Genomic DNA, 25296 nt, shown 5'->3' on the forward strand with positions numbered 1-25296 from the left:
CTCCTCCCCTGCGACCTTCGCTCCGGTCTACCGGTGCAGCCGTCGTGTCTAGTCTGACTCCGGCACGAAGACCCCGTATCCGAAGTGGCTGAGTTGGCCGAGTGTCAGTGGCCCTTCCTGCCCGTGGTCGAACTGCAGTCTCACGCCGAGGCCGGGTCGGGCGTTGTTGAGCTTCTCTGGTGAGAGCCGGTATCGGCGGTAGGTGCGTGCCCAGCGGTCGGAGAGACCGTCGTCTGGGTTGAGGCGGGTGACGGTCGCTGCCGGGAGGTTGCGGTAGTGGAGTTCGGTGTGGACGTCGGTGGCGATGTACTCGTCGAGGGTTTGTCGCTTGGGGTGCCGGACGGGTAGGTAGGGGGTGAGGCTGCGCCACCGCCTGGCTGGGCCGCAGAGTTCGGGTGCTACCTGGACCGGTGTGCCGGTCGCCTGCAGCAGCAGGTGGACGTCTGGGAAGCCTCTGACCTGGTAGTCGCCGCGGCGTCCGGAGGCGGTGCGGATGCCGATGAGGTGGGCGACCTCGTCAAGCATGAGGCCGCCGGGTACCCAGACGAGGAAGCCGGTGACGGTGGCGGCGGGTTCTGATCCGGTGGGGAGGGGGATCCAGTGGGCGTGTTGGTGGTGCGTTGCCGCGCCGCGTTGGCCGAACAGGCCGGGCCGTGGGCCGTCGATTTTAGTCGCGGCGAGTCGGTGGATCTCGTCGGCGAGGGTGACGCCGTGGGTGGCCTTGAGTGGGACGCGAGAGGTCACGGCGAAGCGGATCGCGGTGATCGCGCTGTCGAGTTGCCGGGTCGGGCCGGTGGGGGGCAGGTTCGCGGGTGTGGTGGTGTAGTCGATCCACCGGGTTTCGGGGGGTAGGGTGCGGCGCCCTTTGCGTACGTCGAGGGTGGTGGTTTCGAGGATGGCGCGGCGGATCGGTGGGGTGGGGGCGAGGAGCCGTGCGGTGTGGGTTCCGCCTGTACCGGGTTGCCACCAGGTGTGGTCTGGTGGCTCGTCGGTGTCGAGGAGTCGGGCTTCGCAGATGGAGTCGGCGCGGCCGAGGTAGGGAATCAACTCGGCGAGTTTGGCGAGGATGTTGCGCTGTTCGTCGGTGAGGTTCGCCGGCCATTGGATGAGGAGATCCTGGTCGGTGGGTACCGCGAGGTAGGGGTCGAGGGTGAGGGCGGTGTGCCCGGTGGCGCCCGTGGTGTGGTGGGTGTCGGGGAGGTAGTGCCGGGTGTGGCCGGGCTGGGTGGGTGGGGTGCGGTAGGAGGGTAGGTCGGCGAGGGTGTCGAGGAGTTCGTCGAGGGTGGGTGCGGGCAGGTCGGGCCAGCGGGTATACCAGGTCGCGACGAGCGCGCGCAGAAGCCGCCACGGCGATGGGGGCCATTCCACGGCTCCTTCGTTGACGCTGCGGTCCCAGGGGGTGGCGTGGTAGCGGCCGAGGGGGAAGCGGATGGCGAGGGTGGCGGTCATCCTTTGCCCCGTCCGGTCCAGACGGCGGTGGTGATCGGGCCGAGTTGGTCACCGCATTCCTCGACGAGTTTCGCGATGCGACGGGCGGCCTCTGTGGTGTCGGGGCGTTCTCCGTCGATCTCGACGACGTCGAGGTCGCAGGCGGTGCGTAGCCGCAGCCCGCCGTCGAGAAGGGTACCGATCTCGAAATCGATCAGCGCGTGCAGCAGGGCGGTGCCGGATTCGGAGAGCCCGTAGGAGCGCAGCTGGGCGTGGTCGATGGAGAAGTAGGCGGTGATCTGCCCGGCGGTGTACTCGATCCGGTGGTGGGGCACGGTGCCGTATCCCTCGGCGGTGGCGCCGTCTTTCGCCTCGTTGATCACGACGTCGCGTTTCACGCCGCCGCTGACGGCGGGGCGGACGTCGTAGGCCTCGATGAAGCTGGTGACGGCGCGGGCGATGCGCGGTTGCCAGGGCCAGCCCTTGCGGGCGAAGAAGACGCCGTGGATCAGGGCTACCGGGTCGAGGGCGAAGCAGGCGCGGGCGACCGCACGGTGGTCCAACGGCCGGCCGGCGGTGAGTCCGAGGCGGTCGCGCATCCATTGCTCGCCTTTGACGCCGTCGACTTCCCCGTTCATGACGTACGCGGAGGCGAGGCGGTGTGCCTCCAGGCGGCTGGAGGACAGGAAGGTGCCCTCGGCGTCGACCACCCGCACGTAGGGCAGGCCGGCAAGGTCGCCGCGTTGGTCGGCGTTCGCCTCGTCCCAGGTGGTCGACTCCAGCCGGTTCGCCATCGACTGGGTGGACTCCACGAGCAGCGCCCGTCCCTGCGCGGAGTCGAACTCCGCGGCGCCGAGGTCGGGGAAACCGGTCGGTTGGAAGCGGGATCCGATGACCGGTTGCAGCGTGGCCTTGAGCACGGTGCGGTAGGTGGTCACGACAACTCCTTGATCAGGTCTGGGGTATGCGGGGCGCCGGTGGGTTCGTCCGGACGGGTCGAGATGCCGAAATACCGTGTGAGGAGGCGTTGAGGGTGGCGGCACCGGGGGACCAACGCCGCCGCGAGGGCATGCCCGTCGACCAGGATTTGCGCTGGTGCGGGCACGGCCAGCCAGCCGGCCTGGCGCAGGCGGCGGGCGGCGTCGGTGTGCACGGCCACGGTGTGGCCGGCGGCGAGCCGTGCTGCCCAGTCCGGGCCCAACGCCCAGCGGGGCACGTCCTTGTCGACCCGGCGCCCAGGTGCGAGGCCGGTGGCGAGGGGGTGCAGGAGCCCGAGGGTGGGGATGGGGATGAACGCCTCATCGGGGTCGGTCCACTCGTGGTCGACGCCGTCCCACCGCAGGGCGAGACAGGCGCGCAACCACAGGTCCAGGGCTTTCTCGTCGAGCTGCCCGAGGACGGCGAAGGCGTGCAGGTCGCGATCCGGAACCCCGATCCCCCGTCGGAAGGTCGGCGATCCGCGGAAGGTCGTGGTGTCCTGCTCGTCGGGGGCGGTGCGGCAGCGCCAGGACAGCACGTCGGCGAGAACGGGCCGCAGGGGCCGCAGCCCGAACCCGGCGACAAGGGGGGCGTCGCGCCAGCGCAGGTCGGGGTCGACCGGCAGCAGGAGGTGCCGCATGCTCCGCGCCTCGCCTCTGCTTCCGAGGGTGGCGGTGGAGGCGATACCGACCGCGACCCGTAACTCCGGGCAGCTCGCCCGGGCGAGGACGGTCAGGAACTCGCCCGCCGACGGGGGTGTCCGCACCGGGACCTTCTCGCGGGTGCGGCTACTGCGGCCGACGGCCTGTTCGAGGTCGGTCACCGCGGCGAGGAGCCGGACCAACGGCAACGTCCCGTCGTCGCGGACGTAGGCGAGATGCGCGGTGTCGAAGCGGCGCAGCGTGTCCTGCACGGTGCCGGTGTGGGCGTCGCGGCGGACCCACGACACCCAGTCTTCCAGTCGGGCGACGAGCCGCACCTCTGGTCGGGTCTGCACCGTGACCCGGTCCAGCGGCACCGCCACGTAGGACAGCCCGTTGCGTTGGTGCAGCCCGTAGCGGGTGAACGCGGCAACGCCCCGGGCGACGCCGAGGCTTCTCGTGGCGGCGTAGAACTCCACCGCCCGGCGGGCGGGTCGCCCCCGCCACGCCGCCCGGGCGTCGGCGAAGAGCTGCGTCACCTCCGGCAGGCTGAACGGCCGCTCCCACAGCGGCGCCCAGATCTCCCCCCGGGACTCCTCCCCCGCCGCGCCGCTGGTCGTGCCATCGGCGGTAGACGCGACGGTGAAAGGAATCGCAGCCCGCCCCACCTGATGCTGGTGTCGACGCACCGCGGTGGACGCGAAGAACAGCGCCCCCTCGACCATCAGGACGAACGCCCACGGATTCACGATCGCGTCAGCGACACCGAACGGTGAGGAGTTCGGTCCGCCGGTGGACAGCGGGTCGAACTGGCCACCGGTAGCCCGACTCAACGGCACGCTCTGCTGACCGGTAAGGAGATCGCGGGCGTGGGCGACAGACCGCGCAACGTCCGCCGGCTTCACCGGCAGCACCTCAAGGAGCCGTTGGTGGAAGGTGGTGGAGAACTCCAGGCGGCCGTCGTTGCCGCCGGTGCCGAGCAGCGGCGGGAAGTAGCTCTGGTTCCCCACGAGGATGACCGTGGCATCGATCCAGGGCAGCAGCGCGTCGGGGGCGTGGTTGCGGAACTGGCGGATCGTGCGTTCCTTCGTCCAGCCCAACGACCGGGACTGCTGTCCCACTCTCGTCGCGGTGACCAACGCCGCCCGCATCGGGGCAAGACGAGGCGAGGGGTGGGCGGCCAGGGCGTCGAGGGCCTGCTTCGGAGTCTTGTCCTTCGCCCCGAAACCACTCCCCTCGTTCCACGGGCTCAGCACCGGCGTCGGCACGTACTCGTCGACCAACCAGCCGGCGAGGTCCGGCACCGTCGTGGCCAGGACCATTCCCTCCGCCGTCCACCGGGCGGTCGCCTCCGGATCGGCCTGCTCCGCGACGACGCGGAACAAGCCCAGACCCGCCAGGTAGGCGCTCAGCGGGACAGGGCGCAGTCCCGGCATCAGATGACGGGTCACGAGGCTTTCTCCAGGTTGGCGCTGGCCCGCCAGTCCGCGATGCGGACCAGGGTCTCCAGGTACGCCAACACGAACGGCCCGTACCGGTCGCGCAGACCGAGGGCGGTGCGGGTCCACGAGCGGGCCCCACCGAGCCCGAACTGGTCCAGGTCGACGGTCAACGTGCCCGCCGGCTGCCCCAGCAACTCCGAGGTCAGCACCACCTCGCGCTCCTTGAGGCCGAGGAGCCGATCGTCGTCGGTGTCGTCCGGCCCGCGTACCTGGATCCGCAGCTTCCCGTGATGGGCGAGAACCAGATACCGCACCAGGTCCGGGTCCTCGACGTCGGCGAGGAGACCCCGCAGCGGGCCATCGAGCAGCAGCAGCGACACCAACTCATGCCGGAAATCGCTGGTCCCGTCCGGATACACCAGTCGGCCGCTGCCACCAGACTTCGCCCACGGACGGCCCGCGTCCACCCAGTCACGGTCCCCGGGCACCGCCAACGCGCACAGGGCATCCTGCCACGTCGGATGTGCCTTCCCAACGTCGTGGGCGTAGGCGGCGACCGCGACCGCGCGCAGCATCGACACCGGCAGCGCCGGACCGGTCGCCCCGACGAGCGCCTCCACATGCTCCCGCACATCGACACTGTGCTGCTCCAGGCTCAGCCACTGCCCTTGCGCCACGCTCGCGTCGTCCTGCCGGAACGCCTCCTCGGCACCACCGGCCTGATCAAACACCGGTACCCGGTCCGGGATCGGATCCAGCGACGGGCAACCTGACACCGGCCTCCGTGCCGACAGGTCGAACCCGGCCTCGGGGTCATAACCCCCCGCGCTGGCCGCGACGACCAGCACCTCCCCCGGCCGGGCCGGCTGCCGATCAGTCACCCGGGTCCACTGCCCCACCGCCTGCGTGAACCGCCACACCACAGCTCGTTTCGCGAAGACCCGCAACTCCCCCAGGGGCACCCCGCAGCGCCACTTCGCCTCCGGCGCCTTCATTCCCGGGCCCGGCCGCCCCGTGGCGTCCACCGGCGTCCAGTCCGCCCAGGCGAGTTGAACGTCAAGGTCGTCGGCGTCACGCACATACGGCCCCACATCCAGATCAGCACCGGTAAGGTCCGGCGCAGTGTCAAACAAGGCGAGGAAATCCGCCCTACGCAGGACAGTGACCTCCGGCTCGGTGGTGAACACCTCCCGATCAAGCATGTCCTCACCCGTCACCGCCACACCCTCCAGAACCGTCAACTCCGCCACCGTCGCCCGCACATCCGCCTCCTCGTACGGCAGATGCCGAACAGGCGGCAACCACCACAACTCAGCATCATCGAGCAGCCCCCGACGATTACACCGCCCGGCGCGCTGCACGACCGACGGCCACGGCGCGGCCTCGGTAAACAACACCGCCGCATCAAGATCAAGCCCTGCTTCGACGACCTGCGTCGCGACAACGATCTGACCTGCACCCGCAGGGACGGCACAGATCTGCACCGCGAGACTCTCACGCTCGACACCCCGGAACCGGGAATGAAGCAACGTGTGCGGCACCGGTCCCGCACGCAGAGCAGCGTGAACACCACGAGCTGCGGCTACCGTGTTCACCACCACGAGGGTGAGAGTGCCCGGACGGTGCCGCCGCAGCACCTCCGACGCCACCGCCCGGTAGTCGCCCGGCTCGACCGGGAGCCTCCCGACCCTCCGCCGCGCACCCAGCCGAACAGCTAACTTCCCGACCCGATCCTCCGCCTCGATCCGCACCACATCACCCTCAGCCGGAGCAGGATTGTCCACCGTGTCCAGCAGGCCAACCGACACCGTGGCCGACATACACGTCAACCCCGTCGGCTCCGCCGTCACCCACGACCCCACACCCCCACCACAGGTGAAACCGGCCAACTGCCGCAACGTCGTCGTCGACTCCGGACACAACTGGATCTCGTCGACAACCCAATGGGCACCGTTGCCCACCAACGCGAAATCAATCGGATACATCGCCCGAGAGATCCCGTATCCCCTGTTCAACGCCTTACTCACCAACGAATCCACCGTCCCGACGACAATCGCCGGACGAAACATGTCCAACCGCCACCGCCGCTGAGAATCCCCCGCCCCACCCATCACCACATGCACCGCAACCCGATCGGACAACCCCAGGTTCTCCAACCACCCCACAGCCTCCCGAGCCACCTGCTCCACCAAAGACCGCTGAGGCAACGCAAAGATCAACCGCCGAGGCGTCCCCACAGGATCAGGCCCCTCCAACCGCCGCCACAACCACGCCAAGATGATCCCGGTCTTCCCCGTGCCCGTCGGCGCCCGCACCACAGCCGGCAACCCATCACGCGCCAACCGCGCCTGATACCCATACGGAAACTCGCCGGTCGCCGCCTTGAAGAACGCATCAAACGACGCCACAACCACTCCTCAACGAACCGACCACCGACACCGACGACCAAGCGATCAAAGACGCAGCCTTGCCGAATCAGGTCCTACACCCCAGGTACGACACTGTCGGCAACCAGACCCAGACGCGAGCCTCCAACGCCCCGCTTCACACATCCACATCCACATCGAAGCCGAGGCACCTTCCACAACAACCCCGAAACCCACAACGAACGGGAGCCCGTCCACAGCTACGCTGACCCCAGCGTCCCGCCAGAACTAAGCCACGGGCCCCCGCCACCAGAACGAGGCCAACTGGGAACGAGCAGCAACGCCGCCCCGAGCACCGGCCCCCAACGACGAGCAGCACGCCCTCTAGTGGACCCGGAACTTGACAACTCAAACAACCACGGACACAGCCCGGTTCGGAACCCCCAGCAATCACCGCCTCAGCACAAGGTTCCTAACCAAGAAACTACCCATAGCAAACAAAACGGACGCTCATTGATCCGACACTGATCGAGATCAACCTATAGTTGCTGCTCGATGAGGGGTCTCACCGGCCGTTCCGGTCGGTCTCCGTTGCAGCTAGCGGTGCAACGCCTGCGGAGTGCGGGCCGACAGTGGGGTCTCACCGGCCGTTCCGGTCGGTCTCCGTTGCAGCCTTGGCGACCGCGATCCGCTGGCCGGTGAGGGTCGGTCTCACCGGCCGTTCCGGTCGGTCTCCGTTGCAGCGGGCGAGGGCGTTGTCGATGGCCTGCCGCCACTCGTCGGTCTCACCGGCCGTTCCGGTCGGTCTCCGTTGCAGCCTCGCCCTTCTTGTTGAGGATCTCGTCCTTGACCTGGTCTCACCGGCCGTTCCGGTCGGTCTCCGTTGCAGCACCTCCCTGCCCGACATGCAGGGCTTCCGGGCTCTGGTGTCTCACCGGCCGTTCCGGTCGGTCTCCGTTGCAGCTGGACGAGCTGCCGCAGGTCGGCCTTGGCGTCGTCGGGTCTCACCGGCCGTTCCGGTCGGTCTCCGTTGCAGCGGGTACGCCCGCCGCTCCGCGATGTACGCGAGGTTGTCGGTCTCACCGGCCGTTCCGGTCGGTCTCCGTTGCAGCCGGGTGGTCGTGTCGGTCATTGGGTCTCCTCAGGCGTCTCACCGGCCGTTCCGGTCGGTCTCCGTTGCAGCTCTCACCTTGGGCTCGGGTTGGCCCATGCTGGCCTCGGGTCTCACTGGCCGTTCCGGTCGGTCTCCGTTGCAGCGCGGTGGGCTGCCCCGTCTCAGGGGGTGTAGCCAGTCTCACCGGCCGTTCCGGTCGGTCTCCGTTGCAGCATCGCGGCGAGCAGGGTCGCCGTGCGGGTGCCCCGGCGCGAGTCTCACCGGCCGTTCCGGTCGGTCTCCGTTGCAGCGTCGTTGATCACCTGGAGCAGGTCGCCGACGATCCAGCCGTCTCACCGGCCGTTCCGGTCGGTCTCCGTTGCAGCGTGGCGTGCGGCCGGACCCCGGGCCGCAGGTACAGGTCTCACCGGCCGTTCCGGTCGGTCTCCGTTGCAGCGCCGCCGCCCTGATCGTCGCGGTCTGACCGCCTCCCGTGGTCTCACCGGCCGTTCCGGTCGGTCTCCGTTGCAGCTGGCCTCTGGCCTGCGAACTGTTGACGGTTCGCGTGGCGTCTCACCGGCCGTTCCGGTCGGTCTCCGTTGCAGCATGCGGCTCGGGTCTCCTCGATCGCGGGGATGGTGGTGTCTCACCGGCCGTTCCGGTCGGTCTCCGTTGCAGCGGCCCCTGGGCCTCCGCGTGCCACATGGCGCGGGCGGTCTCACCGGCCGTTCCGGTCGGTCTCCGTTGCAGCTCGTCCTTCGGTGGAGCCTGAGCGGGAGCGGTCACGCTGTCTCACCGGCCGTTCCGGTCGGTCTCCGTTGCAGCCGTCAGAGCGTCACCGAGGCGGAGACATGGCTCGGCCGTCTCACCGGCCGTTCCGGTCGGTCTCCGTTGCAGCCGCCGGGACCTGTGCGTCCTGGTCGACCGGGCGCAGGTCTCACCGGCCGTTCCGGTCGGTCTCCGTTGCAGCTACGCGGACACCCGGACCGGGTCTGAGGGTCTCCCCGAGTCTCACCGGCCGTTCCGGTCGGTCTCCGTTGCAGCCGGATCGTGGCCAGCGAGTACCGGGTGTCCGACGGGGCGTCTCACCGGCCGTTCCGGTCGGTCTCCGTTGCAGCTCGCCGCCGTCAAGATCTGGACCGTCGTCCAGATGGCCCGTCTCACCGGCCGTTCCGGTCGGTCTCCGTTGCAGCAGGTAGCACGCCTGCCCGTACGCCTCGACCATGCTCATGGTCTCACCGGCCGTTCCGGTCGGTCTCCGTTGCAGCACGATCCAGGCCTCCGCCTTCCCGTCGGTGCGCCAGCGTCTCACCGGCCGTTCCGGTCGGTCTCCGTTGCAGCACCGGCGCCGAGAACCACCCCGCAGGTGATCAGGTGGGAGTCTCACCGGCCGTTCCGGTCGGTCTCCGTTGCAGCTCGGCGGCGAGCATCTCGTCGGGTTCGGGCTGCCACGCGTCTCACCGGCCGTTCCGGTCGGTCTCCGTTGCAGCCGGGGACGGTCAGACAGGGGTGGTGGTGTGCGACGGTGGTCTCACCGGCCGTTCCGGTCGGTCTCCGTTGCAGCTTCGGGTTTATCGACAAGACGGCCGGGCCGGCGTTGACGTCTCACCGGCCGTTCCGGTCGGTCTCCGTTGCAGCCGAATCTGGCTTTCCACCTTCGTGCCGCGTACCCGTGTCTCACCGGCCGTTCCGGTCGGTCTCCATTGCAGCCCCAGGGCCCGGCCCGCCACCCGGACCAGAACCGCACGTCTCACCGGCCGTTCCGGTCGGTCTCCGTTGCAGCTTCGTGCTCAACGTGCTGATCGAGGCGTTCGAGGCGGTCGTCTCACCGGCCGTTCCGGTCGGTCTCCGTTGCAGCGTGCTCGCCGCGCCGTCGTCGGTGCCGCTGGCGCACTAGTCTCACCGGCCGTTCCGGTCGGTCTCCGTTGCAGCGCCCACTCGTCGACTACCTGCTCCAGTTCTCCGGTGTCGTCTCACCGGCCGTTCCGGTCGGTCTCCGTTGCAGCTCGAAGAACCGGCGCTTGTGCTGCACCATCAGCCCGTGTCTCACTGGCCGTTCCGGTCGGTCTCCGTTGCAGCAACCGAACTGTCCCGCGTCTACCCCCAAGCCTCGCGGGTCTCACCGGCCGTTCCGGTCGGTCTCCGTTGCAGCCTGGCCGATACCGACAACAGCCGCCGCGGCTTCGTCCGTCTCACCGGCCGTTCCGGTCGGTCTCCGTTGCAGCCCCGCCCGTAGTTGGTGCCCATCCCCCGCCGCCACCCTGTCTCACCGGCCGTTCCGGTCGGTCTCCGTTGCAGCACGTCCCGACGGCACTGCCCGTTCCAGATGGCCCAGCGTCTCACCGGCCGTTCCGGTCGGTCTCCGTTTCAGCACGATGCCCGGGGAGTACCTGGACATGATCAAGCCTGTCTCACCGACCATCCCGGTCGGTCCCCGTTGCAGCTACGACCCGGCGGTCCACCTCCTCGACGTGATCCCCGTCTCACCGGCCGCGTCGGTCTCCGTTGCAGCTGGAGCGCCTTGAGGGTGGCGGAGATCGGCTTGTGGGTCTTACCGGCCGTCCAGGTCGGTCCCCGTTGCAGCTCCCAGTCGGTGCCCTCGTTAACCAGCGCCCAGATCGGGTTCCCCCTTCCGGTCAGTCTCGGTTTTGCAGCGCCGAGGCGGTCGACGAGATGCGCAAGGTGGTAAACCGCGTTCTATCCGGCCGCCCGGGCCGGCGTCCGTGTCGTCGCAGCAGGACGTGCAGCCGCAGGCAGAACGTTAGGCCTTCGTCCCACCGGCCGTCGGGCCGGTCTCCGTGACAGCCCCAGGAGGCGGGTCGGCCGCCCGCTTTGCGCCAGTCACCGCTGCTGCCGGGGCGCGGACGTCATGACGAGTAGCCGCAGCATTGGTGGGACCCAGCCTCGTAGGACCAGGTCCCACCCGACGTCTAGCTCAGAGGATGTGGCTCGTTGGTAAGGACCGCTAGGGCGGCGGCGATCTCCTGCAACGTCGCTCGCACATAGGTGGCTGTGGTGCCGGCATCACCACCGCCTTCCGAGTGACCGGCGTAGGCGCGTGCGATGGCGTAGCCGAAGTTCCGTTCCACCCAGGTCAAGGTGGTGTGACGCAGCCAGTGAGTGCTGATCTGCTGCACATACACCCACGGCAGGTGCTCGCCGATGCGTACCCACAGATGGTCATACCGCCGATACGTGAGGGGCTGACCGTTGCGGTAGCGCAGCAGCGGCCCCGTCTCCGTCGCACCCCGCTCCTCCGCATGCCGCTGTAGATACCGCATCAGCGTGGGAGACACCGGCTGCCAACGCATCGAGTCTCCCTTCTCCCGAAGGAGAATCAGACACTGCTCCGGATCCAGGTCGGCCGGGCGAAGCGCCAGCGCCCCGCCGCGCCGGCACGCCGTCTCGGTATGCAACCGCAAGAGCAGGGTGTCGAGCGCCGGATCGTCGCCTGTGCTGCCTGCAACCTCGTTGATCTCGGCCAGCCGGGCGTCCGCCATCGCACGCCGTGTGCTCGGCAACCGTCGCGGCTTCGCCACCTTCAACGCAGGATTGTCCGACGCCGCGATAAAGCCGTCAGCGACCGCCCTCTTGTAGAGACACCGCAGGGCGGCAATCAGATGCTCCGCCGCGCTGCGACCGCCACGGGCATTCCGCCGAGCCACCACATGCGTCTTGACGTACTCCGCCAACTGCTCGATCTCCGAGGGTGTGGGCTCATCCAGCCTTCGCTGCCCCCAGTGCTCCACCACCCGCTTCCAATAGGAGCCGTAGGCACGCCGCGTACCCACCGTGACCGCAGCCGCCACCACCGGAACATACTCGGCGAACGTCGGCGACACAGGACGAGCCACCGCAGCATCCAACAGATCAGCAGGCGAGATGCCCATCCGAGCGAGCAGCAGCCGCGCCGCGTCCAACTCCGCACAATTCGCCGCAGCGTCACTCATGTCCGCTCCCGAAAACCGCATCGTGAGCCTGGGTGATCAGCTCGTCGAGCTTCGCGGGCGGGTGAACTACCAGCCGTCCGCTGGCTGGTTCAGCCACGATGAATACGCGGTCACCGGCGGCGAGGCCGCACCACTGGCGAACCACCGCCGGCAGCCGTACATGGCCTTCCTTGGCTACCTTGAAGACGCCTTGTGGATCTGCGGATACCACAATCAGCCCGTGGCGCTCTCTGATGCTCAATCGCAGTCCGGGCACCCACTGGAGCACCTTCATCGCCGACCGATCGGCGATCCGGCCGTGCGCGTTCAGCGTGACCAGCCCGTAGACAACCAGGCGACTGCGAGTGGTGGCGAGGGTTGGAAGCGGTAGCGGAGGTCGCCTCATCGCTGCGGCAGGAGAACCAGGAGCACCACGTGCGCTGATCTGCTGACCAGGCAGGGCCACCGCGGGGATGACAGCCGAGCTGGCGTGTGTTGTCGCAGCTCTCGCTCCGGGGGGCCTGCCACGAGGGGCAGCGCCAGCGGCTGTGTCGTAGAGGCTTCGGCGGTGGTCAAGCATACTTGACCACCGCTACGTCATACTGTGCACAAATGAAAGATACTCGTGTCCGAGGGGGGACTTGAACCCCCACGCCCTATACGGGCACTAGCACCTCAAGCTAGCGCGTCTGCCATTCCGCCACCCGGACTTGCCCGTTCAGCCTACCGTGTCGACTCCGGTGGCTTTCACCCCGGTCAGCCGCCCTGGTGGGCCGCACGGGGCATTACTGTACACGGCCCGTATGGATCATGCACATCACCGCCCGGGCCGCCGCCGGGTACTGGATCATCGCAGGTCAGAGGCCCGTTCCGGATGGCTGCACCGGGCGGGTAGCGTCGGGACCCGGTCAGACGGCAGCATTGCTTGCGTGTCCGCACCCTCACCCCTCGCCGCAGTCCAGCACCGGGCCCTCGCCCTGCGTTCCGCCGGTGACCTGTCGGTGGCCCGCCAACTGCTCGCCGACATGATCGCCTCGGCACGCCCGGCGTACGGCGAGGACCACCCGGAGATCATGGGCACCGCACACCTGCTCGCGAGGTTGCACCGGGAGGCCGACGAACCGGCTGCCGCCCGTCGGGTGCTGGAGGAGGCCTACGCCGCCGGCGAGCGGCGGTGGAATCCGGCCGACCCACTGATGCTGGCGCTGGCCTTCGACCTGGCCGGGGTCGCCGAGGAGTTGGGCAACCGGCACGAGGCCCGCCGCAACTACACCCGGGTCGCCACTGCGGGGCCTGCCGTGCTCGGCGAGCAGCATCCCGCCGTACGGGCCGCCCGTCAGTACCTGGGAATCGCCGCGAGCCCTCCTGCCCCTGGGGTCCCGCTTCCGGCGACGCCGCCGCCGGGACCGGTCGCACCGCCGCCGGGACCGGTCGGGTATGCCGCTCCGGTGGTTCCCCACCAGGGGCGTGCTCCCACCCCGGCGCCCCGGCCCGGTGCCGTGCCACCGGCCTCCCGCCCCACCTCCGCGCCGCCCACCTCCGTGCCCGGTCCGCCGGCCCCTGGCGGCCCGCCGACCCCTTCCGACCAGCAGGTGCGCACGCCGCCACCGGGGCAGAGCCGCGCGCCGGGGCAGTTGCCCGCACCGGTAAGCCCCGCACCGACGGCCGAGCCCCGGGTGCCACTACCCCGCCAGATGTACGGCGTGCAGGGCGCTCACCGGCCCGCCCCGCCCCGGTCCCATCCGACATCCGTACCGCAGCCCGAGGCACCGGCGTCCTCGCCGCCGCCCCCGGTCGCGACGTCCCCCGTCGTGCCCCCCGTGTCGCCGCCGCCCCGACGACACTCGACGCCACCGGCTCCGTCACCCACGCCGGTCTCGGGTGGTGCGCCGGCCACCTCACCCTGGGCGCCACCGCACCTCCGGACACCACCCGCCGCCCCACCGCCACCTGCCCTACCCCCACCCGCCCCACCACCGGGCCAGCCGTTGTCTGCGGCACCACCGCCCCCCGCTGCGCCGCACCGCCAGCCGTCGCCGGTCCCACCGGGGCAGCCCGATCCGGCGGCGGTGTTCCCACCCGCACGGCACCCCGCCCAGCCGCCCACGGCACCCCCGGCCCGCCCGCCCACCACGGCCAGCCGGTCGTGCTCCCCGCCGCGTCGCCGTCCAGCCCTGGCCGGCCGACCGCGCTCCCCGCCGGCCCGCCCATCCGGCACGGCCAGCCGACCGTGCTCCCGCCCGCCCCACCCGGTGGGCACACCGACGTCGCCGGTCCGGGACGCCCTGCGGCCACGCCGGCCGCCCCGGCGGGGTCCTCCGTCGGGGCGGCCGGCACACCGCGACCGACCGGCGCACCGGAGCAGGCGGCCGAGTCCACCCGACTCCCCGCACCCCGCATCTCCCCGGAGGACGCCAGTGCGCCCGCCGCCAACCGTGGGCATGGTGACCCCACCCCGGCAGGCATCGCCCCGCCGGGGCCGGCGACCGACCCGACCACCGCGCGCGCGGCGTCGAGCGGCACGCCGGACGCCCCGTCCGCACCGCCCCGTGCCGGGGCCCTGCCGGCACCGGGCTGGGACCGACCGACGGTGCAGGTTCAGCAGCTCGGGCCCTTGCTGGAGGAGCCGGAGCACGACCCCACCCGGGCCCCGGGAACCGTCGCACCGGACCACCAGCCCTCGCCCGGTGCACCGACCACCGTCGCGTCGGACCGCCAGGCCCCGCCCGGCACACCGACCACCGTCGGGTCGGCCACCGAACCCGCTCGGCCGCCGGCACCGACCGCACGCCCGGCGGTAGAAACTCCGCCGGCAGCACCAGCTGCACCGGCACCGGCACCGGCACCGGCAGCGCGCACGGCACCGCCACCGGAGGCGCCGGCCCCACCACCGGCACCGAGCCCGCCGCTCCCGGCACCGCACGCAGGGCCGGCACCGCACGCAGGGCCGGCACCGCACGCAGGGCCGGCACCGCACGCAGGGCCGGTGTCGCCGCCACCGACACCATCGGCCGACGCCGCAGCGCCGACGCCGGTGGCCACCCCGGCACCGGTACCAGCACCGATGAGTGCTCCGCCGGAGCCGGCCGGTGCGCCGTCCGGGCCACCGGACCCGGCGTACCCGGTCGATGGTCCGTCCGTGGTGGCCCCGCCCGACCCGGCGGGGTCCCGACCGCCACGGCGTCCGCCGGACGATTTCCCGCCGCCGCTGGACACCGGCGCCTGGGGCGCGAGCGTCCCCGCGTGGCCCGCCGAAAACCGCGAGGGTCTCGGCGGCGGGTACCCCGCCGCCGACGCCCCGCCGACGCGGAGCGGAGCGCAACCGGACCCGTCACGCGCCGTCCTGCCGGCACCAGGAGCGGGAGCAGGACCAGCGCCGGCACCGGGAGCGGAAGGACAGGGTTCCGGGTCGCTGCCGGGGCCGGACGGGGGGCCCACCGCAGACGTGGGCGTACCGCCGTCGGCGCCGGGGACCGGATATCCCGAGCTGACGCCGTCGTACCCGGTGCGGGACGCGAAGCCGCGCGGACGGGGCCGTACGGTGGCCGTGGTGGCGGGGGTGGTGGTGCTGCTGGCCGCCGGAGGCACGATCGGGGCGGTGACCCTGGACCGGAACGCGGACGGGCCGACCCGGTCGACCGACACCGCGCCCCGGCAGACGGCGGGCCCCGCTCCCGGTGACCTGAAGTTGCGCGACGACGCCGCCACCATCACGGTCACCTGGTCCGATCCGAGCAACGGGTCGGTGCCGTTCATGGTCGCGGGTGGACGGACCGGGCGGGCGCTCGGGGTGATGGCCACCGTCGACCCCGGACAGACCAGTTTCACGGTGAACGGCCTGAACGCCGAGGTGGACTACTGCTTCACCGTGCTGGCGGTCTACTCGACGGACGCGTTCGCCACCTCCGGCCAGGTCTGCACCGACCGGGTCAGGCCGTCGCCGAGCGGCTGACCGGGGCCCCGCCCACCTGCGGCGCGACGCCGCGCAGCACCCGTCGGGCCGGGCACGCTGGGTGTCCGCAGTGGAACGGTACGGGTTTCCTCGTCCCGGAGTGGCCCATATGATGTCCCACGGTTCAGGGGAGGCGGCCGGACACCCGGCACGCCGCCCGGGCCACCGGACGGAGGGCAGCCCGCTGTGGCCAGCATCGACGACGCCGCGAGCGTCGACGCCGGCACGTCCCGTCGACGTTCCCGGTTACGCGGTGGGCTGGTCACGGTCGGTACGGTGGCCGCGTTGGTGGCGGCGTTGGGGCTCACCCTGCTCGGCCGGGGCGCCGCCGAGGATGCGTTGGCCAGCTTCGATGCCAGCAGTTGGTTGTGGAGCAGCGCCCGGGGCGAGCTGGCCCGGGTCAACGGGATCACCGCCCGGGTGGACACCCGCAAGGAGGTCCCCGGGGCCCGGCAGCATCCGGTGCAGGTCACCCAGACCGACCGGCTGCTGATCCTGCGCGACCTGGAGACCGGTCAGGTCAGCGCGCTCGACCTGGCCACCCTCCAGATCACCGCGACCACCCCCACCACGCCGGGCCTCGGGGTCAACGTGGTGCTGCACGACGATGCCGCGTTCGTGGTGGACGCGGTGCGGGGGGTGGTACGCCAGCTCGACCCCCGTTCGCTGGTGCCGGTGGGTGATCCGGTGCTCTTTCCGCCCGGCATCACGGCCGGCGCGTTCGACGGTCGGGGCCGGCTGTGGATCGCGGTGCCGACGGAGGGCACCGTCTCGGCGGTCACCGCCGCCGCGCTGCCGTCCGGGCCGGTGTCGGGGGCGGCCGATGGTCGGGGTCCGCAGCGGGTGGAGACCCATCCGGTGGCCGAGCCGCACCACGAGTTGACGCTGTCCACGCTGGACGACGGGGTGGCGGTGCTGGATCGGACCACCGGCACGTTGGTGACGGTCCGGGCCGGGCAGACCCGGCGTACCGTGCTCGGGGCCGCCGCGGGTGGCGCGTTGCCGGCGCGGACCAGCGGCCCGGTGGTGCCGGTGACGATCGGCGGCGACCGGCAGGTGCTCGCGGTCGGTGACGGCCGGGTGGTCACCCGGTTCGTCGTGCCGGGCAGCGGTGACCGGGTCGGGCCGGCCGTCGCCTGGGCCGGCCGGTTCTACTGCGCCGACGGGGTCACCGGCACGGTCTACGCCTTCGACGGCGGCGGGCGGTTGGTGGAGACCATCCGCCCCGGCCGGGCCGCCGGCCCGTGGGAGCTGGAGGTGCGGGAGAACCACCTGTTCATCAACGCCCCGGGGTCGGCCACCGCCCGGGTGGTCGACGACACGCACCGGGTGCGCACCGTCGACAAGTACGCCAACGACGTGCTGGGTGGGGACCCCCCGCCGGACCCGCCACCGCCGCCTCCGCCGCCGAAGCCCCGGGTGGGCAAGCCCGGTGCGCCCCGGCAGGTCACCGCCACCGCCGGTGACGCGCGGGCCCGGGTCGCCTGGCAACCGGCCGCCGCGAACGGCACGGCCGTCCTGCGGTACGTGGTGGAGGGCGCCGGTCAACGTCACGAGGTGGGGGCGAACCAGCGGGCCGTGGAGATCACCGAGCTGACCAACGGTGCGACGTACACGTTCTCGGTGCACGCGGTGAACGCGAAGGGCGACGGCCCGGCCCGGCGCAGCAACCCGGTGACCCCGACCTCGGCGGTGCCCGACCCGCCGACCGAGGTCACCGCGCTGGCCCGCGCCGACGGCACCGTGCTGGTGCGGTGGCCGGCCGCCGACGGGCAGGGCAACCGCATCGCCCGGTACGTGGTCACCGCGACCTCGGCCGGCGCGAACGCCCCGGTCGGCGAGTCGCGCCGCACGGAGCTGGTGGTGCCGGCCGGCGAGTTGACGTACGGCACGCAGTACGCGTTCACGGTGACCTCGGTCAACGACCGGGGTGCCGCCTCGGCGGCCTCCCCGATCAGTGCCACGGTGGTGCCGTTCGCCGCTCCGGGGCAGCCGGTGGACCTGCGGGCGGTCACGGTGGCCGACCGGCCGGGCACGATCGCGGTGCAGTGGTCACCGGCGGCGGCGAACGGCCGACCGGTGAGCCGCTACCGGGTCGACGTGGGCGGGCGGACCAGCGAGGTGACCGACACCGCCACGACGGTCAGCGGGCTGGACGACGGGCAGAACGTGCTGGTCCGGGTGAAGGCGGTCAACGAGGCCGGCCCGGGGCCGGAGGCCTCGGTGACCGCGCGGACGGTGGCGGTGCCCCGGGTGACGGTGACCGGTTCATCGGCGGAGGCGACGTCGGTGACGGTGACGTTCACCGTGGACGCCGGTGGCGGGAAGCCGACCTGCACCGCCGCCACCGGGGGGAAGACCGCGACGGGCAGCTGCGCCAGCCTGCGGGTGACCGGCCTGTCCCCGGGCACGGCGTACACGGTGACCGTGACGGCCAGCAACGCCGCCGGCCAGGGCACGGCCACCCGGGCGCAGGGCACCGACCCGCTGTACGGGGTGGCGACCTGCGTCAACGGGCCGGACGGCGACCAGCGCACCTACTGCAACTCCGACGTGGACGGTCGCAACGGCAACGAGGTCTTCTCGGTGCCCCGGCAGGATGACGACGAACAGGTCGGCTGGGCGAGGCCGGGCACCCGGCTGCGGACGTACTGTCGACGGCAGGGCGAGAACGTCGACTCCTGGATCTACAACAACCAGAAGCAGAGCACCTGGTGGGTCCGGGTCGACTACCAGGGCCGCAACTACATCCCCTGGGCCTGGCTCAACCTGGCCGGCGGTGACGACATCGCCGTGCTGCCCACCTGTTGACCCGCGCCGCCGCAGCCGAGGAGCATCCCGCCGTCGTGAACGACACCCCCGCACCGCTCAGCCAGCCGGAGGTCCAGGGTTTCGCCGCCCTGGCCGCCCGGCTGGCGGAGAACGTCAACGCGGTCGTGCTGGGCAAGCCGGAGGTGGTGCGGTTGGCGTTGACCGCCCTGTTCGCCCAGGGGCACGTGCTGCTGGAGGACGTGCCCGGGGTGGGCAAGACCACCCTGGCCCGGGCGGTGGCGGCGACCGTGCAGGGCCAGTGGCGGCGCATCCAGTTCACCCCGGACCTGCTGCCCTCGGACGTCTCCGGGGTGACGATCTTCAACCAGGCCACCCGGGGTTTCGAGTTCCACCCGGGGCCGGTGTTCGCCAACATCGTCATCGCCGACGAGATCAACCGGGCCTCGCCCAAGACCCAGTCGGCGCTGCTGGAGGTGATGGAGGAGCGGACGGTCACGGTGGACGGTGTCCGGCACCCGGTGCCGCAGCCGTTCCTGGTGGTGGCCACCCAGAACCCGGTGGAGATGGACGGCACCTACCGGCTGCCCGAGGCCCAGCTGGACCGGTTCCTGGTGAAGCTGTCGGTGGGCTACCCGGACGAGGCGGTCGAGGTGGAGGTGCTGCGCGGGGCGACGGTCCGCTCCCCCGACTCGCTGCAACCGGTCACCGACACGGCCACCGTCGGGGAGATGGTCCGGATGGCCCGCCGGGTGCACATCGCCGAACCCCTCTACGGGTACGCCGTCCGGCTGGCCACGGCCACCCGCCAGCACCCGCAGGTACGGGTGGGGGTCAGCCCCCGTGGGGTGATCGCGTTGACCCGGGCGGCCTGCGCGTACGCGCTGATCGACGGCCGGGGGTGGATCATGCCGGAGGATCTGAAGGCGCTCGTCGAGCCGGTCTTCGCCCACCGGCTGCTGCTCACCGCCGACGCGCAGGTGCGCGGGGTGACCGCCGCCGAGGTGCTGCGTCAGGCGGTGGCGTCGGTGCCGGTGCCGCTGCCGTCGGGCCAGTCGACCCCGTCGCACGGCTGACCGGGGCCGGGATGGGGTTCACCACCCGGGGCACCGGGCTGCTCGTCGCCGCGACCGCGTTGCTCGGCACGGGGTGGCGGTTCGGCTATCCGGAGCTGACCGTGTTGGGGGCGGCGGGCGCGGTGGCGGTCGGGCAGGCGGTGCTGGGCGCAGCCCGCCGCCCCCGGCTGGTGGTGGACCGGGTGGCCGATCCGGACCGGGTGGCGGTGGGCGAGCCGGCCCGGATGACGCTGACGGTGCGCAACACCGGCCGGCTGCGGGTGACCAGCCTGCTGGCCGAGGACCGCTGCGCGGGCCGCCCGGTGCCGGTGCCGTTGCTGCGGTTGCGCCCCGGCCGGGACACCACCCTCGGGTACGACGTGCCGACCCGTCGACGCGGGGTGCTGCCGGTGGGGCCGTTGCGGGTGACCCGCCGCGACCCGCTGGGCCTGTGCGCGGCGACCCGCGCATACGGGCCGGCGACGGTGATCCGGGTGCATCCCCGGGTGCACCCGTTGGTGGCGGTGCCGACCGGCGCGGGGCGCAGCCTGGACGGCCGGGTGGACGGGGTGCCGCACGGGTCGATCACCTTCGACTCGTTGCGCGAGTACGTGGTGGGCGACGAGTTGCGCCGGGTGCACTGGCGGACCAGCGCCCGGGTGGGTGAGCTGATGGTGCGGGAGAACGTGGACACCTCGCTGCCCCGGATCGTGGTGCTGTTGGACAACCGGTCGACCGCCCACCCGGACCGGGTCGGCGGGGTGGCCGCGTCGTTCGAGGCGGCGTGCGAGGCGGCGGCCTCGCTGGTGGTGGCCGCGTTCCGCCAGGACCTGCCGGTGGTGTTGCTGCTGGTCGATCCGGCTGACGACCGGGCCACCGACCCGCCGCTGGACCGGCTGGCCGCGGTGACCCTGACCGGCGACGACCCCGGCGGGGTGCTGGGCGCGACGCTGACCGGGCTGCGCGGGGACCGGCCCGGCGACACGCTGGTCTTCCTCACCGGCCCCGGTGGCCGCGACGACGTGGGGCGGGTGGGCGCGCTGCGCGGGGCGTACCCGTCGGTGCTGGTGGGGGTGCTGGGGGCGGCCGGACCGACGCCGACGGCGGCCGGGCCGGTGGTGCTCGACGCGGTCGACGGCGCGGCGTTCGCCGCCGCGTGGGACGCGGTCCGCCGATGGTGACGGTGACCGACCCGCACGACGGGCCGACCCCTCCGCGCCGCCCCGACCGCCCGGAGACAGCCGGCGACGGACCGGTCGGCGACGGACCGGATCGCGCGGTGACCGGCGACGGCAGGCCGGTCGGCGGCGGGCGGGAGCGGGCGACGGGCCGGGTCGCCGGGCGGCTGCTCCGGGCCGCCGTGGTGCCGACGGCGCTGGTCGCCGCCGTCGGGCTGGCCGGCGTGGTGCTCAACCGGGTGTACGCGGGTGACCTGCTGATCCGGCTGGTGTGCGGCGCGGCCCTGGGCGCGGTGCTGGTCAGCGTGGCGGCCCGCCGGTTGCCCTCCTGGCTGGTAGCGCCGCTGTCGGTGGCCGCCATGCTCGGCGCGACGGCCTGGTCGGTGCGGCTCGCCGCCGACCACGCCGATCTGCCGGGTGGTTTCCTCGACGTGACCGCCGACGCCGCCGGCAACGCGGTGCCCCGGCTGCTCACCGCGATGATCCCGGTCGAGCCGGCGCCGGACACGGTGCTGGTGCCGGTGGTCGCCGCCTGGTTGGCCGGGCTGGCCGGTGCCGAGGTGGCGCTGCGGGCCGGGCGGGTGCTGCTCGGCTTCCTGCCGGCCACGTCGCTCTATGTCGGGGCCGTCTACGTGGTCGGCCCGAACGCGGGACCGGCGATCTGGCCGACGGTGGCCTTCGCCGGGCTGGTCGCGGTCGCCCTGGCCGGCGGGCGTACCCCCGGCGCGGACCCGACCGTCGGCCTGCCACCGGGCGTCCGGGCCACGGTACGGGTCAGGGCCACGGCGGTCTCCGCCGCCGGGGTGGCGGTGGTGGTCGGGCTCGCCGCCCTGCTCGGTCCGGTGCTGGCCGGATGGGTCGACCACCGGCCGGTCGACCCGCGTCGTTACGTGCCACCGCCCCGGGTGGAGTCGCTGGACGAGAACCCGCTGATCCGGATCTCCGGGTGGGCGTTGGACCCGCAGCGCAAACTGCTGGACGTGTCGACCCGGGCCCCGGCCGGTGGGCCCACCACGATCCGGTTGGCGGTGCTCAGCGACTACGACGGGGTCACCTGGCGGGTCGGCGCGACCTACCGCACCGCCGGGCGGGTCCTGCCCGTCACGGACCCGGGGCCGGGGGTGGTGGACACCGTCCGGCAGGAGATCACCGTGGCCGGGCTGACCGGCCGACTGCTCCCGGCGGTGGCCACCCCCCGGTCGGTCGACGGCGCGCGGGTGGCGTACGACCCGGAGAGCGGGACGCTGATCCGACCGGAGGGGCTGGTGCCGGGGTTGACGTACACGGTCACCTCGGCGCGGGAACAGCCGGAGGCGAACCTGCTCGGCACCGCCGACGTACCGGCCGGTGCGGAGGTGGCCCGGGTGCTGCGGGTGGCCGACGGGACGCCGGAGCCGTTGCGCCGGCTCGCCGCCCAACTGGCCGAGGAGAACGGTGCCCCGTACGCGCGGGCGGCGGCCGTGGAGCAGTTTCTCGCCGAGCACTACCGGCTGGTGGCGGACGCGCCGAGCGGGCACGCGTACCCGAATCTGGAGTTCTTCCTGTTCGGGCCGCGCGGTGGCGGCGGTCAGCGGGGCACCTCGGAGCAGTTCGCCGCCGCCTTCGCGGTGCTGGGCCGGTTGACCGGGCTGCCCACCCGGGTGGTGGTGGGGTTCACCTCCCGGGGGGACGGGCCGGTCCGGGCCGCCGACGCGTACGCCTGGCCGGAGGTGCTCTTCTCGGGGGTGGGGTGGGTGCCGTTCGACCCGCGACCCCGCCCCGACAGCACGCCCCGCCCGGTGGAGGAGGATTTCCGCCCGGCACCGCAGAGCCCGCCGCCGTCGGAGGTGCCCGAACCGACCCTGACCCCGCCGACCACCCCACCGGCGGTGGCCGCACCGGGCCGGGACGTCGAGGACCGCGGCGGGCGGACGCCGCTGCTGGTGGGGGCCGGCACCGGCGGCTTGCTGCTGGCCGGGGTGGCCCTGGGGGTGCTGGCCTGGCGCCGTCGGGCGCAGACCCGGAACCGGCTGACCCGGGGTGACCCGGGCACCCGGGTCGGCGGCGCGTGGCGGCACACCACCGACGCGCTGCGGCTGTCGGGACGGCCGGTCGGCGGGGAGCTGTCCGCCACCGAGGTCGCCGACCGGGCCCGGCAGGCCCTCGCCGAGGACGCCGGCCGCGCCGGGGTCCCCGTCCCGCCGGGAGCTCCGGCCGTGGCGGGAACTCCGGCGGCGGGGACCCGGTGGGGCTGGCGGAGTTGGGGCTGGCGGAGTTGGCCGGGCTGCTCAACCAGGCGGCCTTCGCCCCGGGCACGCTGACCGACGCCCAGGCCGACCGGGCGCGGCGCATCGCCGAGGAGTACGCGACGGCGCTGCGGGCGGCCCGTCCGCGCTGGCGGCGGCTGCTCTGGTCGGTGCGTCCCGGTCCGCTGCGCTGGCCCCGCTGACCACCCGGCACGGTCCCGCGACCCGGTGACAGGCGAGCGGCTCACCCCGGGCCGTGCGGCATGCACGGCGGCGGCCGGTGGGTCGACCACGACGGCGGGTGGCGGCGACCACGAGAGCGGCGGCGGGTGGCGACTACGGCGGCGGGGTGGCGGCGCGCAGCCGGCGGACGAGTTTGCGCAGGCCGGCCTGCCAGCCGTCCGGGTCCTCGGCGCGGCGCACCGCGTACCCGGCGACCTCCGGATGGGGCAGGATGAGAAAACGCTCCTCGGCCAGCCCGGCGACCGCCGCGTCGGCGACCTGGTCGGGGGTGAGCACCGGGCCGGAGGCGGCGATCACCCGGGCGGCCAGGTGGCCGGTGGCCAGCCCGTCGGCGAGCATCGGAGTGTCCACCCCCTGCGGGCACAGGGCGCTGACCCGGAGGCCCTGGTCCCGGTAGGTGATCGCCAACCACTCGGCCAACCCGACCGCCGCGTGTTTGGTGGCGGTGTACGGGGCGTCGCCGACCGCCGTCAGCACCCCCGCCGCCGAACAGGTGTGCATCAGGTGGCCACCGCCGCGGGCCAGCATGCCGGGCAGCACGGCGCGGGCGGCGTACACGTGGGCCAGCACGTTGACCCGCCAGGCCCGCTCCCAGTCGGCGTCGGGGGCCTCGATGCCGACGCCGGTGGCCACGCCCGCGTTGGCGCAGAACAGGTCGATCCGGCCGTACCGTCGCTCGGTGTCGGCCACCAGGTCGCGGACCTGGCCCTCGTCGGCGGCGTCGACGGCGACCGCCCGGGCGACCGGGCCGACGGTCTGCGCCACCGCGGCGGTCGCCTCGGCGTCCAGGTCGGCCAGGACGACGGCGGCAGCCCCCTCGGCGGCGAAGCGGCGGGCCAACGCGGACCCGATGCCGCCCGCGCCCCCGGTGATCACCACCACCCGGTCGGTCAGGTTCATCTCAGTGCCGTCCCGTCGGCTGCCCGCTGCGGCGCGCGTCCGCCCCGCTCCCCGGGGCCGGCGGCGCACCGGCCCGGCCGTCCGGGGCCGGCGGCGGTCCCAGCCGGGCGATCACGTCGCCCAGCGCGGCGGCCCCACCGGCGGCCAACTCCGGGGTGGGCAGCAGGGCGAGCACCGGCACGTCCACCCCGGCGTCGGCGTAACGGCGGACCTGGTCGCGGCAGTGTTCGGGGGCGCCGTGCAGGATCAGCGCGTCGACCAGCTCGTCCGGGACGGCCGCGGCGGCGGCCCGCCGGTCACCGGCGGCCCAGGCCGCCCAGACCGGGCCGAGCACCGGCTCCCGCCCGAGCCAACGGTGGAACTCCGCGTACGCGGGGACGGTGAGGTAGCTGGTGATCAGCCGGCGGCCGAGAGCGCGGGCGTGGTCGGCGTCCTCGGTGGGGCAGACGAAGATCCGGGCGACCACGTCGAAGTCCGGGCCGCGACCGGTCAGCTCGGCGCGGACCCGGGGGACGTCGTCGGCGGCCAGCCAGTTGAGGATCACCCCGTCGGCCTCGGCGGCGGCGAGCCGCAGCATCCCCGGACGCAGCGCGGCGAGCAGCAGCGGGGGTGGGCTGGCCGGCGGGCGCTCCAGGGTGAACCGGCGCACCCGGAAGGTGTCGAACGCCCCGTCGACCGTCTGGCCCCGCAGGGCCGGCCGGAGGAACCGCAACAGGTCGCGGGTACGCCGGAACGGCTCGGTGTAGGGCACGCCGTTCCAGTCCCCCACCACCACCGGGGAGGACGCGCCGATGCCCAGCGCGAACCGGCCCGGGGCGGCCTCGGCCAGCGCCGCCGCGCTCATCGCCAGCAGGCCCGGCCCCCGGGTGAAGGCGGGGGTGATCGCGGTGCCCAGCCGCAGCCCGGGCTGCCAGGCGGCGGCCAGCGCCAGCGGGGTGAACGCGTCGGTGCCGTTGACCTCGGACGACCACAGGTCGGTGAAACCGGCCCGTTCGAGGGCCGCGTAGCAGGCGGCGTGCTCGGCGAGCGGGACGCCGGTCAGCGGCACCGTGAAGCCCCATCGGTTCGTCATCCGGTCGATGGTGCCCGCTCGTCCC

The 25296-nt window shown here is 72.9% G+C and carries 12 protein-coding genes, 1 tRNA gene, 2 pseudogenes and 1 CRISPR repeat array; of the genes and pseudogenes, 6 read left to right on the forward strand and 9 right to left on the reverse strand.

The window, feature by feature from the left end; genetic code table 11:
• Positions 1–48 precede the first annotated feature (48 nt).
• From csb2 to ACQP1S_RS21590, 7 genes are all read right to left on the reverse strand, one after another.
• The gene (csb2, locus tag ACQP1S_RS21560) at positions 49–1449 is read right to left on the reverse strand and encodes a type I-G CRISPR-associated protein Csb2 (RefSeq protein WP_432898443.1); all 1401 of its coding nucleotides are present in this window, start codon (positions 1447–1449) and stop codon (positions 49–51) included.
• On the reverse strand, positions 1446–2366 hold the full coding sequence (gene cas7g / locus ACQP1S_RS21565) for a type I-G CRISPR-associated RAMP protein Csb1/Cas7g (protein WP_432898446.1): 921 nt from the start codon (positions 2364–2366) through the stop codon (positions 1446–1448). Before cas7g ends, csb2 begins: the two co-directional genes overlap by 4 nt.
• Positions 2363–4498, reverse strand: coding sequence for a type I-G CRISPR-associated protein Cas8g1/Csx17 (cas8g1, locus tag ACQP1S_RS21570; RefSeq protein ID WP_432898449.1), 2136 nt, complete (start codon positions 4496–4498; stop codon positions 2363–2365). The genes cas7g and cas8g1 overlap by 4 nt, the downstream gene beginning before the upstream one ends.
• On the reverse strand, positions 4495–6897 hold the full coding sequence (cas3g, locus tag ACQP1S_RS21575) for a type I-G CRISPR-associated helicase/endonuclease Cas3g (RefSeq protein ID WP_432898451.1): 2403 nt from the start codon (positions 6895–6897) through the stop codon (positions 4495–4497). Before cas3g ends, cas8g1 begins: the two co-directional genes overlap by 4 nt.
• Before the next feature lie 520 nt (positions 6898–7417).
• Positions 7418–10392: direct repeats of the CRISPR family, unit length 36 nt; unit sequence GTCTCACCGGCCGTTCCGGTCGGTCTCCGTTGCAGC.
• Between the two features lie 486 nt (positions 10393–10878).
• Positions 10879–11898 (reverse strand): tyrosine-type recombinase/integrase, encoded by a 1020-nt coding sequence (locus ACQP1S_RS21580; protein WP_432898454.1) that lies wholly within the window; start codon positions 11896–11898, stop codon positions 10879–10881.
• Entirely contained in the window at positions 11891–12343 is a 453-nt protein-coding gene (locus tag ACQP1S_RS21585; RefSeq protein WP_432898457.1) for a hypothetical protein, read from the reverse strand. Before ACQP1S_RS21585 ends, ACQP1S_RS21580 begins: the two co-directional genes overlap by 8 nt.
• A 160-nt stretch (positions 12344–12503) precedes the next feature.
• Positions 12504–12587: transfer RNA gene (locus ACQP1S_RS21590), tRNA-Leu, on the reverse strand.
• Between the two features lie 93 nt (positions 12588–12680).
• Between ACQP1S_RS21590 and ACQP1S_RS21595 the strand changes: the two genes are divergently transcribed.
• From ACQP1S_RS21595 to ACQP1S_RS21620, 6 genes and pseudogenes are all read left to right on the forward strand, one after another.
• Positions 12681–14678, forward strand: coding sequence for a tetratricopeptide repeat protein (locus ACQP1S_RS21595; RefSeq protein ID WP_432898460.1), 1998 nt, complete (start codon positions 12681–12683; stop codon positions 14676–14678).
• Between the two features lie 749 nt (positions 14679–15427).
• Complete coding sequence (locus ACQP1S_RS21600; protein ID WP_432898463.1) at positions 15428–15829, forward strand: fibronectin type III domain-containing protein; 402 nt, start codon at positions 15428–15430, stop codon at positions 15827–15829.
• Between the two features lie 186 nt (positions 15830–16015).
• On the forward strand, positions 16016–18640 hold the full coding sequence (locus ACQP1S_RS21605; RefSeq protein WP_432898466.1) for a fibronectin type III domain-containing protein: 2625 nt from the start codon (positions 16016–16018) through the stop codon (positions 18638–18640).
• A gap of 35 nt (positions 18641–18675) precedes the next feature.
• Entirely contained in the window at positions 18676–19674 is a 999-nt protein-coding gene (locus tag ACQP1S_RS21610; RefSeq protein ID WP_357780916.1) for an AAA family ATPase, read from the forward strand.
• 11 nt (positions 19675–19685) lie between these two features.
• Positions 19686–20834, forward strand: a complete 1149-nt coding sequence (locus ACQP1S_RS21615) for a DUF58 domain-containing protein (RefSeq protein WP_432898470.1) — start codon at positions 19686–19688, stop codon at positions 20832–20834.
• A 98-nt stretch (positions 20835–20932) separates the two neighbouring features.
• Positions 20933–23259, forward strand: a pseudogene (locus ACQP1S_RS21620) (transglutaminaseTgpA domain-containing protein).
• Between the two features lie 133 nt (positions 23260–23392).
• On the opposite strand, the gene ACQP1S_RS21625 reads toward ACQP1S_RS21620, so the two are convergent.
• A complete protein-coding gene (locus ACQP1S_RS21625) occupies positions 23393–24199 on the reverse strand; it encodes an SDR family oxidoreductase (protein ID WP_432898473.1) in 807 nt (268 codons plus the stop codon).
• A gap of 97 nt (positions 24200–24296) precedes the next feature.
• A pseudogene (locus ACQP1S_RS21630) lies at positions 24297–25271 on the reverse strand (LLM class F420-dependent oxidoreductase); the annotation flags it as partial.
• Positions 25272–25296: the final 25 nt, after the last annotated feature.

Source organism: Micromonospora matsumotoense, from assembly GCF_050951065.1.
Classification (GTDB): domain Bacteria; phylum Actinomycetota; class Actinomycetes; order Mycobacteriales; family Micromonosporaceae; genus Micromonospora; species Micromonospora matsumotoensis.